Raw genomic sequence first — 15,262 nt, forward strand, 5'->3', positions numbered from 1 at the left:
CACAATTTGATCTGCTCAAACCATCCCCACCTGCTTCAACTCACTCTTCAGGTACGCGTAATAAATCGGCCCTGCCACCACCCCCGGCAGGCCGAACGCGGCTTCGAACACCAGCATTGCCAGGAGCAACTCCCACGACTTGGCACTGATCTGCCCGCCAACGATCCGCGCGTTGAGAAAATACTCAAGCTTGTGGATGACAATCAGATAGCCCAGTGCGGCCATCGCCACCCAGATCGACAGCGACAGGCCGACAATGGTGATCAGGGTGTTCGACATCAGGTTGCCGATTACTGGCAACAGGCCGAGCAGGAAGGTCAGCACGATAAGGGTCTTGGTCAGGGGCAGCTTGATACCGAACATCGGCAGCACCACTGCCAGGAATATCCCGGTAAAGAACGTGTTGAGCAGGGAAATCTTGATTTGGGCGAACACGATGTTGCGAAACGCCTGGACCAGCAAGTGCAGGCGGTCAAACAGGGCCGCGGCCAGCGGTTTGCGTTTGGTCAGGTCCGGAATTCGCTGCAAGGCGATGATCGCGCCCAGCACCATGCCGATCAGCAGCGTCACGAACATGTGCGCCGCGTCCTTGCCTACCAGTTGCAAGTCACTGAGGTGTTTACTGATCCACTCGCCAATAGCCACGCGAAACTCGGCGGCACTGGCCGGCAGGTAAGCATCGATGAAAGGTGGCAACTGACCGCGAGCGCGGTCGACCACGCCCATGAACTTGTCGAGGGATGCACCGGGGTTTTCCGCTTCGTGCAGCAGAAAGCTGATGGCACCGGCAAAGATCAGCGCCAACGCACTGACTATCAAAGTCCCCAACAATGCCACCGCCAGCCAGCGCGCACGTCGCCCTTCGATCAGCCGCTGCAATTGCGGGGTGAGCATGTTGACCAGTTCGAACACCAGCAACCCGGCCAGCAGGCTGGGCAGCAACCGTAGCGGAATCACCAACAGCAGTCCGCCGAAAATGATGACCCAGCTGATGACCAGCAAAACTTGACGCTGAGAAAACGTTGGCATACAGCCTCAAAACGAACGGCGTAAAAGGATTGGCAGTCTGCCAGCGATCCGGTGTCAGCACTAGGGATTGTGCATACCCGTATGGCCCGCGTAGATGCAACCTTAGGGCTGGTTTGCCGGCGATGGCGTCCTGCCTGCCGGACCACGTTGTACGTTTCGCCGGCGAGCCTGGCTCGTACAGGGCGTTTCTATTTTTTCTTCAGGCAATCACTCATGAACGCCTTACGTTCATCGCCCTTGAGAGCCTTGGTCGCGGCATCGGCATTGCAGGTTTTCATTTTCTCCTGCTGAGGCGTCAAGGCCTTGCCGGCATCATCGGCCGCGGGAGTCGCCTTAAGGCAGTTGCTCATGAAGGCTTTGCGCTCATCACCCTTGAGGCTTTTGGCGGTAGCGTCGGCATTACAGGTGGTCATCTTGTTCTGTTGGTCAGTGGCGGCGAAGCCTTGGGAACACAGCAGCAAACCGATCATCAAAAAAGGGACACGCAACATCTTCATGGCGTTCGCTCCTTGTTGCCGCGCCGAGCGGCGCGGCCTCAAGGGCAGTGTAGACAAGAGCTGTTACACCTTCATCCGCCAGTGCTCAATCAGCGTCCGCCTGCTCAGGCAGAAGACCTTCAAATGCGTTCAAGTAGCGGCTATACGCATCAACCCGATTTTCAATAACCGACGCGGGCAATCGCTCGAACGTAACCGGAGTACCGCCTTCCACACGGTAAGTTAGACCCAACTCCGTCACTGACGTCCACTGGGCATACGCTCCTGACTGGTAGAGCTTGTTGATTTTTATCTGCCTGAACGTGTTCGGCTCGGAAACAGCGGGTAATGTCGTCGGGCCTGGCGGGACGTCATTGATAAACGCGTATTCGGCGACGGCCGGACCTGGCGCCAGTGTTTGCACCGGCGGCATTTCAAACTCGAAGCTGCCTTTGCTGGCCAGATGCGCCGCAGGGAATTCCGGCCAGGAATCGGCGACGACCAGTCCTTCGGGATTACTCAAATCATCGCCTATTACCACATATTGATGGTCAAGCTCGGTGGCCTTGACAATGTGAATGCTCGACGTCCGGGGCTGGCTGGCGAGTATCGAAAAGGTCACTTTGGAGTTTTCCGAGCAGTTGCCGCCCTTGATTTCAATGGCTTTACGCGCCGCTTCAGCGATAGTCAGCTTCGCGGTAAAACCGCCTTCCTCCAGGTTCATCTCCCTGAGTCCCTTGATCTTGGCAATCGCCGAACCGCCCTTCTCCCACATGCTCGGCAATTGATTGCCGGAGAGAGGAATGAGCTCCTTGACGCGGCAGATTGCCTGTTGCGCCAATTTCAAGTCGTCCATGGTTCGCGGTGAAACCTGGATAGGCTCATCGGACGCCACCAGGTTTTTCGAAAGCTGATCGCCATAGCTTCGCAAATCAGCCAGTTCCGGGGTTAGCGTTACAGCGTCTTGCTGAACCGAACGCAACAGTGCCTGATAGTCATTGGCCCGTCCGGTGCGTTCCAGATTTCTCGCATTCATGGCCAGGTTGCGCCTGGTTTCTGGCAACGGGATCAGGCCATCCCTGGTGAACATCTGCTCGATCAATGGCGTGAACTGCTCGTCTGTCATGAGCTTCTCAAGATCCGGCAAGGCTTCGATGCTCTGCACGACGCGGGTATTGGCTTGTGCGTCCCGGGCTGCGTTGGCCTCGAATAATGCCTGCCAAAGTGATTGAAAGTACTCATCAGGAAAGGTGTCGTTCATCAACTTCACACCACGCAAGTAGTCATACCTTTCGTACGCCGAAACGGAAGGGTGAAATGCTCCCACAACGAGGTCCGGATAGAGATCCGCGATCCCCTGCAATGTGGCGGCCTCGCCTTCGCCAGTCGGAGCGCCGCCACGCAGGCGCATGACCCGGGGATCGAAAGTGAAGGGGTCAAGAGCGGGGAGTTCTGAAAGTACTTTGCCTAGTCGATACGGCTTCAACGCCCGGTTGCTAATCGCCTCTTTCAGTTGCCACCCTTTTCCGATGCCAATGTTCAGTGCGTTGCGCTCGGCATTCGGTAGTGCTTGCAGAATCGACAGATAAAAGTCGGAAGCAGAATTCAAGGTGTTGCCTTCAGCGTCATAAGCTTGAAAGCTCAGGTCTTCGCGTTCAACGAGGGTACGTCGAATCGTGGCGTCTTCCTTGCCGATGCTGTCGAGCAACGCTCCCCCAAAATCGAACTGGCAAACGTCGATTCGCACGTCAGGATTCCAGCCGGGCAGGTTTTTCAGTGAGTGCAAGACCAGCCTGCGGGTATCGGGGTTGTCGACCGAATCCAGATACAACCCTTCATAGGCGCGGGCGTTGCGCACATCCCGAAGTGCCCATTGCGCGAGGCTTTTTAGCCTATCGGACAGCTTGCCTTGCGCGATGTCCTGCAACTCCGAGCGAGTGGCAATCGCCAGCAACTCTTGCGCAACGGTGCCCGGCAGACCTGGCACTCGGTCCTGGATATTTCGAACCGAGGCATTCTTGGCGCTTCGGGCATTTTCAAGCTGACGGTATCGTGTGTCGAATAAGGATGTTTGCCTGTTTTTCGCCCGTTTCGCCAGTACGAGCCTCAGCTGTCGAGCATTCGCGTCGATGGTGGTTTCCGATGCGCCTGACGCCTGACCCATCAGCAATTTTGTATCAGCCTGATCAAGATGGGATAACAGCGTTTTGAGCAAATTGCCTTCGATCAAACGATCTTTTCGTATCCGCAGGGGTGCAGCATCGGCACGACCTATAACCCTTAGTACCTCGCCATCAGTCCCCGTCAGTTCGATTGCCCGACCGGGCCACACGCCGTCCAGCAGCTCAAACTGAAAGGCAAGGTCGGCTCGCAGATAGTCCTGCGGGTGATCACTGCCAATTTGTTGGATAAATGTCTGGATATCACGGTCGATCTGGAAACGCGTCACGGTATCGCTCAACAAGGGTAAAGCGCGTTCCTTGTCGACATACATTCGGCGGATTGTATTGACGTCACTGCGACTGACCGTGCGAATGTCATTGTGTGCGTCCCCTAACACTTGCATTGACTGGCCGAGTCGGTCCATCAAGGTATCGTCATCCCACAAGCGAGGCTGCTCACCCTCAACGATGAAGGCACATTCTCCATTGCTCTCGACCACGGGTTGATAGGCGTCCGGCCGAGTTGGATGCTGGACTCGATGCTTGCCGGTTTTCGCGTCTTTTTTGAGTTCGAAGTAGCGCTTACCAAGATTGAGAATGGGCTTGCCTTCGTGCCGATGCAGCCCGTATAGATCGGGCTTTGAATCGGCAGCCAGCGCCAGATTGCGCTGATAGGGACCAAGGTTCTGCCCCCACAGCCGCTTGTCCCCGTTGGCCAAAGTGACCGGTTTAGCCCCCTCGATGAACGGCGAGAGCTTGGGCAGCACCACCCCTGAAACAAGCTGCATACCGGCGCCGAACGTACCCAGCTGAATCAAACTTTCAACGAAGCCGATCAGGTGCTCGGCACCTTCCAGATAGATCCCCTCCGCCAGATCGACGACGCCTTCGATCACTTCGCTCGCCAGCTGATAAACCATGTAGGCCATCATGACTTCGCCCAGAAATGGGACAAATGGAGTTACCACCAGCAACGCGGCATTGAAGATGTCAGCCAACATCTTTGTCAGGTTATCGAACCAGGCCCCCCGCTCCTTGCGATCGGCGTCGGCAGTGGAAATCACCATCTCCCGTGCGTCGTTGAGGATTTTGTTTTGCTGCATCTGGTAGAGATACACCCACAGGTTGCCATTAAAGCGGGTTTCGGTATCTTCCTGAAATTTCAGCATGCCAAAATGAAGGCGCGGGTTTTCCACGGGAGTTTCACGCCAGACAGGCCGATCCACGCCCCATTCTTTTTCATGCTGCTTGATCTCGACCAGGCGACTGTTGAGCTCGGCAAAGAAATGCCCGCGTTGCTGATGGGCGACGAAGCGGCTGAAGAACTGCTGGTAACTGCATCGGGAGGGAAGGCCTTCAGGCGTAGACGTGGGGCCAGCGTCGCGCAACTGGCGGGTCAGTTCGAGCGCGAACTCTTCGGTCGAAGCATATTCTTTCAAGGGATGCACAGGGTCGTGAGGCACATAGGCAATGAGTCGCCTCTCGGCAACCGGGGCATCCAGGTCACCGGCGATCAGCACGATGCCGTACATTCGGGTGTCCAGTATTGTCAGGTGATAGTAACGAACCGGGAGGCCTTGCAGCTTCATGCCTTGAAGCCCTTCAAGCATGCCCATCACCACCCGATAGCCGTTGGCCGAAATATCTTTGCGCATCAAGGCCAGGTCTGTGGCGGCGCTCAGTGCGCTCTTCTGGCTTTTGGTGATTTTGTGCTGCAACACTCCCTGCGCCAGCCCATCGCTGGGGCGCAAATAATTCTCAAGATGTTTTTGGTATTGCGCGCCAATATCCAGTTCCCGACACAGGGTCTTGAACTGCTCAATAGACATCCGGTGTCTGATGTCGAGTATTTCGAAACGACCCAGTTCATCAGGCTTTGAAATAAACTGCGAGTCAGGAAGAAGCACTTCATGCCGGGCAAAGTTATGTAAAGCCGCATCCAGCATTGAGACTGTTCGAGAGCCGGCCCCACGCACAATGCTATTGGCCCACAGGGGCACACTTGCCGGAGCGAACAACTTCAGATAAGTACCTCTGACATCGACATCAATTCCATATTGCCTTTTCAAGGCCTGAATCAGCAAAGGTTCGGCAAAGTCGTAAACATCCTGTAATTCAGCCAGCATTCTGTCGACATCATTTTGCGCGTTCCAACTTGTCGTCATCGACTTTTTCAAACTTGTGTGTAATACCGCAGGGGCCTCCTTGATCCACTGAGGAATACCGGAAAGCCCCATCTTCAGCGCACCAACTCTTTTCAAGGGGGCGCCGGCCAGCCATTTTGGCAGAGCCCTCTTTATAAATTCATGATGAATACTTTTTTCTTGTTTGATGGGTTCTGCCGGTCCGCGAACCAGAACTGAATGCTCCATGCCTGATCACTCCAATGCCCCTGTAAATTCAGGCTGGAGAATACCGCGATGCCTAAAAGCTTCGGTGAGCGCATTTCAGACAAAACGTGTAGAACACCCCACAACAACGTCAATGCCAATTAAAAGCTAACAAATACTTGAACATGCAAACACACCTGAAAAACTTGCAAACATAATCTGCAAGTAGAACCATACCTCAGACAATCAAAACCCTCGGTGTCTGCGATAATGTTCCGGAGTACAACCCGCCTGGCGCTGAAACATCGCGATAAATGCCGAACCGGTGCTGTAACCCATGTCGAATGCGATTTCCTGAATGCTGCGGTGGCTGTCCAGCGCTTCGATCGACGCCAGAAATCGCAACCGCTGGCGCCACTCGCCAAAACTCATGCCCAACTCCCGGATAAATTGCCGCGCCAGGGTGCGTTCGCTGACATGTATGGTCGCGGCCCAATGCGCTAACGGCCGGTTGTCCCCCGGTCCCGCCTGCAAGGCTTCCAGAATTCCGAGCAAGCCAGGGCTGCTGGCGTAGGGTAAGTAGCGCTCGTGCACCGGCGCCTGTCGAAGTTGATCCACCAAGACCTGGGCCAGACGTTGGTCCGCTTCGTGCTCAGGGATCTTCACATCGCGGGCGGCAAAGTCCTTGAGGATCGCTTTGAGAATATCGCTGATCGCCAGGGTGCAGGCTTGCGCAGGCAGGTCACGACACACCGATGCAGCCAGGCAGACCGCACGGTAGTTGATCGGCTGATGGCTGTAGAAGCTGTGCTCGGTCTGCGGGGGCACCCATACCGCGTATTGCGGCGGTGACATGAAGCGACTGCCGCCGATTTCCATGTGCAGCACGCCATGGGCCGAATACTCCAGCGTGCCCCACGGATGGCGGTGAGCCGAGGCATAGCGATGAGCATCAAAGTCGGCGTAGCGGAAATACACCGGGGCAGGCAGCTCACTGAACTCCAGTAGATCGATGGGTTTACGGGTCATGCTGTCCGTCATGAAGGGCGGGTTGTCTGGATCGAAGTATAGGCCTGTATCCAGACAATGGATAATTACCCCTCATTAACGTTCTGGTTTTTCCCATGCAATACGCTTACCCCCTGCTGGCCATTTTCATTTGGGCTGGCAATACCGTGATCACCAAAATGTCGGCCGGGGCGATCTATCCCGCCGAGATCGGTTTTTACCGCTGGCTCCTCGCCGGATTATTGTTCACACCCTTCATGCTCAAACCGGCTATTGCCCACTGGCCGTCGATTCGCCCGAACCTGGGCAAGATCTTTGTCCTCGGCGTGCTCGGCATGGCTGTGTACCAAAGCCTGGCGTACTTCGCCGCGAGCCTGACCTCCGCGACCAACATGGGCATCATCCTGTCATTGATGCCTCTGATGTCGCTGGCCATGGCGATCATCAGCCTTGGCCAGCGCCTGACCATCGGCGCACTGGCGGGTGCGGTGTTGTCGTTTGCCGGCGTGTTGGTGGTCGTCTCGTCCGGCAGCCTGGGTGTGCTGCTGGAACATGGGGTGAACCTGGGGGATGCGATGATGCTGATCGCCACCCTGGCCTACGCGATCTACAGCACGCTGCTGAAAAAATGGCAGCTGCGTTTGCCGCCATTGGTGTTGCTGTATTTGCAGGTACTGGTCGCGGTGGTGGTGTTGTTTCCGCTGTTTCTCGCCTCACCGAAAATCGGCCCGACCCTGCACAATATTCCACTGGTGCTTTACGCCTGCTTGCTGGCCTCGATGGTCGCACCGCTGGCGTGGATGCAAGCCGTGGTGCGTTTAGGCCCGAGCCGGACCACGCTGTTCTTCAATTTGTTGCCGTTGATTACCGCGCTGATTGCGGCAGTGGTGCTGCATGAACAGTTGGCGATGTACCACTTGGTGGGCGGTATGTTGACGTTGGGCGGGGTGATTCTTTCCGAGCGCTGGACCACCGTATTAGGCCGCAAGGTCCGTGTTGCCTGACAAAAAAAATGCCTAAAGGCCTGCAGCCTTGAGCCGAGCCGCATGTTCGACAAACAACCGGATCGGCTCCGCCCCCTTCCCCACCAGTCCCAACGACTGGTTGACGATGTCGAAATGGTCCAGCGGGTACTCGTCGCCAATCACGGTACCGAGGTGCGAGCTGTAACGCCCGACCATCCCGTCGCAATGCCCGGCCTCGCGTACGAAGGTTCTGGCAAACAACCGGCAACTGCGGTTGGTGCCATCGAACAGGTTAAGCCCACGATTGGTCTTGCCCGGCTGCAAAGTGCCGGACCAGGAGTAGTAACGCACACCGTTCACCTCTTCCGGTCCGTGCCCGCCCCAGGTATCTGGCAGCCCCTGTGGAAAACGTTGATTGAACCGTGCCACGCCTGCAGTTGTGAGCGAATGATGGGACGCAAGGATATCCACCGGCAACTTCGGTCCGCGATAGCCGGTCTCCAGCAGGCTCATCAGCGTCGCGACGCACCGTACTAGAAAGATCACCAGACGCCCTCCGACGCTGTCATGGGGATAGTGTTTGTGCAGATAGTCGGCCAGTTCCGAACCATGATTAGGCCCCGCCACCGAGGTCACCGAGGCGACCAGATCCGGGCGTTTGGCTGCCGCGTAGCGCGCGGTCAACGAGCCTTGGCTGTGACCTAGCAGATTTACCTTTTCAGTTCCGGTCTCACGCAGAATCTCTTCAATGCGCGCCAACAGTTGCTCGCCGCGCACTTCGCTGGAGTTGAGGGGCGAGACCTGCACCGCAAACACCATCGCACCACCACGACGTAACGCCTCGGCGATCCCGTACCAATACGGATAGAGCACCAAACGGATAAACCCGAGCATTCCCGGGACCAGCACTAGCGGGTAACGCGTGGCCGAATCTTGCGACATGGGCGAACATCCTTGTGATCGGTGAGGTGACGCCTGGCGACTGCAAGACTTCCGCCAAGCCTCTCCAGCGAACATGACAAACCGACGACCAGTCTAGGTCATCCGCCCTACTTCAGCCCCCCCACACCGGCCACGATCAGCCCGACCGACAGTAGCTTGACCATGGTCAGGCTTTCACCGAGCAAGATAAAGCCGAGAAACACCGTGCCCAGCGAACCGATGGCGGTCCAGATCGGGTAGGCGATGCTCACCGGCAATTCGCGCATGGCCAGGGTCAGGAAATAAATCCCGCCCACTGCCGCCACGATGGTCATCAGCGATGGCCAAAGCCGGGTAAAGCCCTCGGCGTACTTCATGCCCATGGCGAAAGTGACTTCGAACCCGGCGGCGATCAGCAAAAACAACCAGGCCACTTAGAACTCCCTGGCCAGGGCCAGCAAGCGCTGCTCTGCTTCGGCGGCAGAGACTTCGAAGGTGCGCGCCTCGGACTCCTCGCCTTCGGCAGCGATCACGGTGACATCGGTGATGCCGATGAAACCCAACGCCGTGCGTAGAAGCGTATCTGCATGGTTCATCGCCTCCAGCTCGCCGCCCGGGCCGAAGCCAAATCCGCCGCGACTGGTCACGATCAAGGCCTTTTTGCCCTGCACCAGTGGTTCGTACTGCGCGATTCCGTTATCCAGTGTGTGATTGAAGGTCAGCCCAAGCCGCACGATCTGGTCGATCCAGGCTTTCAGGCCGCTGGGCACGCTGAAATTGTGCATGGGCGTGGAAATCACCAGCACGTCGTGCCCGAGCAACTCGTCGACCAGCGTGTCGCTGAACGCCAGGTCCGCTTGCATCGACAGCGGCCGGGCATCGGGCTGGGGATAAAACGCGGCTGCCACGAATGCCTCGTTGACCGGTGGGATCAGCGCTCGCCCAACTTCGCGGCGGGTCAGTTTCGATTGCGGGTGACGGGCCTGCCAGGCCGACAGAAAGACTTCCGCCAAACGTCGGGAGTGCGAACGCTCACCTCGCGGGCTGGCATGAATCGCAAGAACTGTACTCATCTGACTCTCCTTGGGACTAAACTCAAACTGCTCGTGGCTTGCAGCTTGGCGCTCACAGCCGCCCCGCTTCAACTGAACAAAAATCAGTCGGGATGAATCCATTTCATCCATGGAGTTTCCATGTTTGCTTCGTTGCCATTGACCGCCCTGCGCGCTTTCGAGTCTGCCTCTCGACTGCTGAGTTTCAAGGCTGCCGCCGAAGAATTGTCGGTGACTCCGACCGCGGTATCCCACCAGATCCGCTCGCTGGAAACCTGGCTCGGTGTGCAGTTGTTCGAACGCCTACCGCGCCAGGTACGCCTGACCGAAGGCGGCGAGCGCTTGTTCCATAGCCTGCACGGCGCTTTCCTGGAAGTGGCGCAAAGCGTCGACACCCTGCGCCCGCATCGAAGCGGCACGAATCTGACCCTCTCCACCACCGCCGCCTTTGCGGCCTTGTGGCTGGTGCCTCGTCTGGGCCGTTTCTACGCCCGGCACCCGAACATCAGCCTGCGCCTGGACACCCATTGCGAGGTCATCGACTTGCATCAGGACGCCAGTGTCGACCTGGTAGTGCGCTACAGCCTCGATGACTATCCGAACCTGTACGGCCTTTGCCTGTTCGACGAGTCGTTCGGTGTTTACGGCTCGCCCGGGCAAGTGGCATTGGCTGCCCGCCAAACGCCAACGCTGATCAGCGTGCACTGGCACAACTCCAAGCTCTACGCCCATGGCTGGCAAGCCTGGTGTGCGCAGTCTGGCGAAGCCTGGCTGGAGGGGCAGCCAACCGTGCGCGAATACGATGAAGAGCACTACGCCCTGCAAGCGGCCATTGCCGGCCAGGGCCTGGTGCTGGCGAGCAATATCCTGGTGTCAGAAAGCGTCGCCAATGGATTGCTGGTGGCCTATCGGGGTGAAATCCAGGTCGATGGCGCCGGCTACAGCGCATTGTGCGTACCAGGACGAGAGCGACATCCGCCGGTTCGGGCTTTTTTTGCGTGGTTGCGGGAAGAGGCAACAGTATCCGGATTTGCCTTCTCGCAAGTAACGTGAGACGGCGCTGCAATATTCCAACGACTTGATATTCTGCAGCTTCCTTAGCAAACAACTCCATACAAACAATTAACCCACACCTACTGATAATTCTCAGAACGCACCACGCCGCCCTCTTTCGAAATCGACCAACAACCAGAAGTTACAATCACTCGATAGACTTCACCGAGAACAAAGTTATTATAAGAACCACAACCCATCGGTTGTCCAAATAACCAAAAGTAAAGGAATACTTATGCACATTGAAGAGCGACTCCAATTCATCGACTCACTGGCACCCCTGCCAGTTATGACAACTCGATCCTTCGCCAACGTTCCTGAGCAGTACAACGCCCAACCTCACGATATAAACAAACCAACCGCCAGTGTCATGCCTGATACAATCGACGCTTTTTTACCAGGCGTGTCAGAGCAGATGATCGACGACGTCAACCTCTGCAAATTAGTCATGCAGAATGCTGCTGACAAACTATTCCCCAAAGAAGAACAGCTTTTCGAGTGGTACAAGTGTTATGTGGATGGCCTGAGCAAGCTGGGCTGGGTCATTCAAAACAAAAACATGCAGGAGGTCCGCATCACTAAAATCGGCCTCACGATGGACCAGGTTGCCCTGGAGATTGTTGCAGGCTTGATTGGTCCTAATCCAGCAGGGATCTTGGCAAACGTCGCAAAAAAAGCGATAGAAGAGGTAAAGAAAAGCCCCAAGGCAATTGAGATATTTGATAAAAACAAAAAACTCGGAGGACAGGCAAAATTCGACATTGCGCCGGTTTGGATGGACAACATCGGGCAGGCGAACATGATCCTTAACTGCATTTCCCTGGATGCACGGGAAAGCACCCATGGCATCCTGTTCTGGAAGACCACCAGGCAATCCACCACCATAAAATCAGGTGCCGTGCGCACTTACCTGAACAATAAGACTTTCTCGGGCCTCAGAGAGACCCTGTATAAAAAGTACCTCAAGGATGCAGAAAAATTCATTATTGACCTGCCTGACTTTTAATAATCAATGACATTTAAATCGGCAAGAAATTGCCGATTTAAATAATTGTTCGCACGCCACCCAAACGGAACAAAACATGAACAAAGACAACTATGACGCCTACCTGAGCAACGGCAGCCTTATATTATTTTGCGGCAAACACACCGACTGCTTCAAAAACGATGTATTACACTCCACCTTGTACGCCAATCTCACAGCGACAATCACTAGCAACGACCATGAACTGTGGTGGCAGACTTACACTCGAAACCTAAACAGAATGGAATACCCTCTAAACAGCCGGGAGGTCCGCCAACTTGAATTCAATAATAGCCACCTTCTAAATATCGTCATTGAGAGTACGGGAAGCGCCCTCCCGGAGAAGGAACAGCAAGCACTATCCAGCGTCTTTTCATATCTGAGAAAACAACCGGAAGACTCATCAGCCATCAAGGCAATCATCACTAGACTTCAGGCTAATGCTTACAATGGAGCTGAAGGCATTGCTGGCGCCAGGACCGAAAACCAATCGATCTCAACAGCAACGGTGCTGACGATCGTGCGCAACGATAAAGCCCTGCTGACCCTGCAAATCTCCTTCAAGACCAAGGGAGGGATCACACCGGGGATCCTGAATGAACCTGTGCTCACGACAATAAAGGATGGAAAAAACAATATTCGCCTGTTACGCAGCTCACTGAACGAACTTAAATACGACCTGATCAGAGAGACCGTTATTACTAAACTGGGCAAAAAACCGCAAACAGACTTGCTTCACCTCACCCCCTCTGCCCTCCCAGAATTGCAATGATTCAGGCGAGCCTGAAGTTGCCTTGGCTCAGTTCTTTACTGTTTTAGGCGCCTTACCCGACTTCATCTGCTCGAGCAACGGCGCGCACTGATTCGGTTCTCCGCCGCTCGGCGCCACCAAGGCCAATAATCCCGCCGCCGGTGCGGCGATCACACCCAGTGCAACCATTCCAGCCCCTCGCAACATCAAGGGTACGGCTTTCACCCCGGCGTCGGGCTTGATGAATTTGCCCCGCACATACAGCGGCGAACGCAACGAGATCAGCCGCCAGCCCTTGGATTCCGGCGTGATGGTCAGGTCCAACTGCTCTGTGGCCATGTTTGCCGTGCCATCAATGTAGATAATTGCGTTCTCGGTATCGAAGACGAACAGCTGCGTAGTGGCCAGGCCAGCCTTTATGTCGAAGTCGGCGGCGGCGCAGTTGATCTTCACTTCCTTGTCGCCAAAGATCTTGCCGACCACATAGTTGCCAACATTCAGACCCGCCAGTTCCATCAGCTCGCGACTGATAGCGCCATCGTTGATCAGCATTTTCAACTTGCCGTTAGCGCTGCCCAGCAACTTGGCCACTGAATTGCCGCGCCCGGTAATATCCGCATCGCCGTTGAGCTCACCGAAGCTGGTTTTCATCGGCTCGAACGTCGGGAACAACTGCTTGAGCTTGAAGCCTCGAGCGGTCAGTTTTGCCCGGCCTTCCAGCGGTTCGGTGTGACCATTCAGGCGAATCTGTGCATCCAGCTTGCCACCGGCCACGCCAAATCGCAGCGGCTCAAGACTGAGCACGCCATCGGTGAGCACCAAGTGCGTGTAGAGATCGTTGAACGGTAACTTTTCGCTATGGACGATGCGCTTTCCAGTGAATTCGACATCCGCATCCATGTCGCGCCAGCGATCGGTCTTGAACTCCTCGACCGGCAGCACCTTGTCCGCCGGTTGCTTGCTCTCGCCGCCGCGGGCTTTCTGCTTGGCATTGGAATCGGCGCCGATCAAAGGGGCCAGGTCGGCGAACAACAATTGATTGGATAACAGCGAGCCGCTGAGTTTAGGACGGGGCTGGCCGGCGACATAAGCCAGGCTGCCATGGATGTCGCTCGAGCCGATCGTGCCGTTGAACGCTTCATAACGAAATACTGCACCGCCCGGCTCATGCAGCTTGGCAATCAGATGGCCGTCGGTGGCATACGGCGGCGTATCCGGCAGGGTCACACCGGTCAGGGGATAAAGATTGCCCAGGCTGGTGCCGGCCAGTTTCAGGCGTAAATCCAGGGCGCCCAGATTCATCGGATCGGTCAACGTGCCCGCCAACTCTATGCTGGTATCGCCGATCTTCGCTTGCGCCTGAAGCGGAAACGGCCGAGCCGCGTCCTGCAGCGCCAGCAGCCCACCGATTTTGCCCTGCCCCGTGAGTTTCTGAGCGTGGTACTGGCCTTTGACCTTTAGCGCAAACGCGTAATCCTGCGGCGCACTGCCCTGCCCGGAGGCCGTTTTCGCCGCTTTGTCGCCAACGATTTCGCTGAAGGGGATCGGCTTGCCCAGCGGGTCGATCAGCAGGTCCAGTTGAGTCTTCAGGTTCTGGTCGTCAAGAGTGACATGTCCTTTGTCGAAGCCGATCGCCCCGATATCCACTACCCAGGACGAGGGCTCGGCGTTCGGGTCTTTCGGATCGAACTTGAACGTCCAGTTGGCACGACCGTCGGCCAGGCGCTGCAACGCGGCATTGGGTTCGGTGAGGTCGATGCGCGGGATCACCACACGCTGCGCCAACAAGGCCAGGGGTGAAATGCGCAATTCGACGCGCTTGAGGCTGGCCATCTGCGGCGCCTTCGACCAGTCCGGGTTGCCCAGGCTCAGATCCTCGGCCACCACATGCGGCCAGGGCACCCAGGCACGCCAGCCGCCCTCGTCGCGCTCGCGCTGCCAAACCACCGCCAGATTGCCGTTGATCGCGAATGGACGGTGCAGTTCTTCGGATACTTTGGCGTTCAGGGACGGTTTGATCCGGTTCCAGTCGAAGAACACGATGACCAGCACCAGCACGGCCAGCAGGACAACAAGGCTGGTCACGACCCAGGCGAGAATTTTACGAGTGCGCGTCATTGCACAGAGCTCCTGATACGACTGGACTGAGCGTCACGATCGCGATGCTCAGTGGAAACGCAGGGCCAGAACCGGCCCGTCATGGAATCTACGACTGGCAAATGGCCCGCAGGTTTAATTGAAAATCCGATTTTGCCGCCGTTGGCGATTGAACATGGCGCCCCTCCTCCCGGACAGCGTTACCGGAGCCGCACTTTTGCGTGGCGCGGTTGAGTCGAAAATACCCACCTCGGTGCGCCGCAAAGGCCCGGTTTAGAAGGGCTGTAGAGAACAATCAATTCCGTTGATTATTAACATTGCGTTTATGAACTTTTATATCGACTTATCAAGAGTAGCATTGCCTTCGTACCCAATTTATCGCACTCCTACGGAG

The 15,262-nt window shown here is 56.3% G+C and carries 12 protein-coding genes; 4 read left to right on the forward strand and 8 right to left on the reverse strand.

The features are described 5' to 3' along the window. Positions 1-15 precede the first annotated feature (15 nt). The 4 genes from AC1Q8Q_RS14475 to AC1Q8Q_RS14490 form a co-directional block, all read right to left on the reverse strand. Positions 16-1,029: an AI-2E family transporter gene (locus AC1Q8Q_RS14475; protein WP_020797596.1), complete on the reverse strand. Its 1,014-nt coding sequence runs from the start codon at positions 1,027-1,029 to the stop codon at positions 16-18. A 188-nt stretch (positions 1,030-1,217) separates the two neighbouring features. Continuing rightward, complete coding sequence (locus AC1Q8Q_RS14480; protein WP_020797597.1) at positions 1,218-1,526, reverse strand: PsiF family protein; 309 nt, start codon at positions 1,524-1,526, stop codon at positions 1,218-1,220. An 85-nt stretch (positions 1,527-1,611) separates the two neighbouring features. Beyond that, positions 1,612-6,039 carry a dermonecrotic toxin domain-containing protein gene (locus tag AC1Q8Q_RS14485; protein ID WP_492615181.1) on the reverse strand — a complete coding sequence of 1,476 codons (4,428 nt, stop codon included), beginning with the start codon at positions 6,037-6,039 and terminating at the stop codon, positions 1,612-1,614. 204 nt (positions 6,040-6,243) lie between these two features. Next, positions 6,244-7,026: an AraC family transcriptional regulator gene (locus tag AC1Q8Q_RS14490; RefSeq protein WP_179057317.1), complete on the reverse strand. Its 783-nt coding sequence runs from the start codon at positions 7,024-7,026 to the stop codon at positions 6,244-6,246. A 95-nt stretch (positions 7,027-7,121) separates the two neighbouring features. On the opposite strand from AC1Q8Q_RS14490, the gene AC1Q8Q_RS14495 reads away from it, so the two are divergent. Further along, positions 7,122-8,009, forward strand: coding sequence for a DMT family transporter (locus tag AC1Q8Q_RS14495; RefSeq protein WP_168757146.1), 888 nt, complete (start codon positions 7,122-7,124; stop codon positions 8,007-8,009). Between the two features lie 12 nt (positions 8,010-8,021). Here AC1Q8Q_RS14495 and AC1Q8Q_RS14500 read toward each other — a convergent pair whose 3' ends face one another. From AC1Q8Q_RS14500 to AC1Q8Q_RS14510, 3 genes are all read right to left on the reverse strand, one after another. Continuing rightward, a complete protein-coding gene (locus tag AC1Q8Q_RS14500; protein WP_168757145.1) occupies positions 8,022-8,912 on the reverse strand; it encodes an esterase/lipase family protein in 891 nt (296 codons plus the stop codon). Between the two features lie 107 nt (positions 8,913-9,019). Continuing rightward, positions 9,020-9,325, reverse strand: a complete 306-nt coding sequence (locus AC1Q8Q_RS14505; RefSeq protein ID WP_168757144.1) for a DMT family transporter — start codon at positions 9,323-9,325, stop codon at positions 9,020-9,022. Next, positions 9,326-9,964, reverse strand: a complete 639-nt coding sequence (locus tag AC1Q8Q_RS14510; RefSeq protein ID WP_168757143.1) for an FMN-dependent NADH-azoreductase — start codon at positions 9,962-9,964, stop codon at positions 9,326-9,328. Between the two features lie 120 nt (positions 9,965-10,084). On the opposite strand from AC1Q8Q_RS14510, the gene AC1Q8Q_RS14515 reads away from it, so the two are divergent. The 3 genes from AC1Q8Q_RS14515 (at position 10,085) to AC1Q8Q_RS14525 (ending at position 12,792) form a co-directional block, all read left to right on the forward strand. Further along, positions 10,085-10,996 (forward strand): LysR substrate-binding domain-containing protein, encoded by a 912-nt coding sequence (locus AC1Q8Q_RS14515; protein ID WP_083350068.1) that lies wholly within the window; start codon positions 10,085-10,087, stop codon positions 10,994-10,996. 235 nt (positions 10,997-11,231) lie between these two features. After that, positions 11,232-12,002 (forward strand): hypothetical protein, encoded by a 771-nt coding sequence (locus AC1Q8Q_RS14520; protein ID WP_083350067.1) that lies wholly within the window; start codon positions 11,232-11,234, stop codon positions 12,000-12,002. 76 nt (positions 12,003-12,078) lie between these two features. Then, entirely contained in the window at positions 12,079-12,792 is a 714-nt protein-coding gene (locus AC1Q8Q_RS14525) for a hypothetical protein (protein WP_083350066.1), read from the forward strand. A 27-nt stretch (positions 12,793-12,819) separates the two neighbouring features. On the opposite strand, the gene AC1Q8Q_RS14530 is transcribed toward AC1Q8Q_RS14525, so the two are convergent. Further along, entirely contained in the window at positions 12,820-14,889 is a 2,070-nt protein-coding gene (locus AC1Q8Q_RS14530; protein WP_168757142.1) for an AsmA family protein, read from the reverse strand. Positions 14,890-15,262 lie beyond the last annotated feature (373 nt).

This window comes from Pseudomonas sp. GW823-FHT06B06 (genome assembly GCF_058795195.1).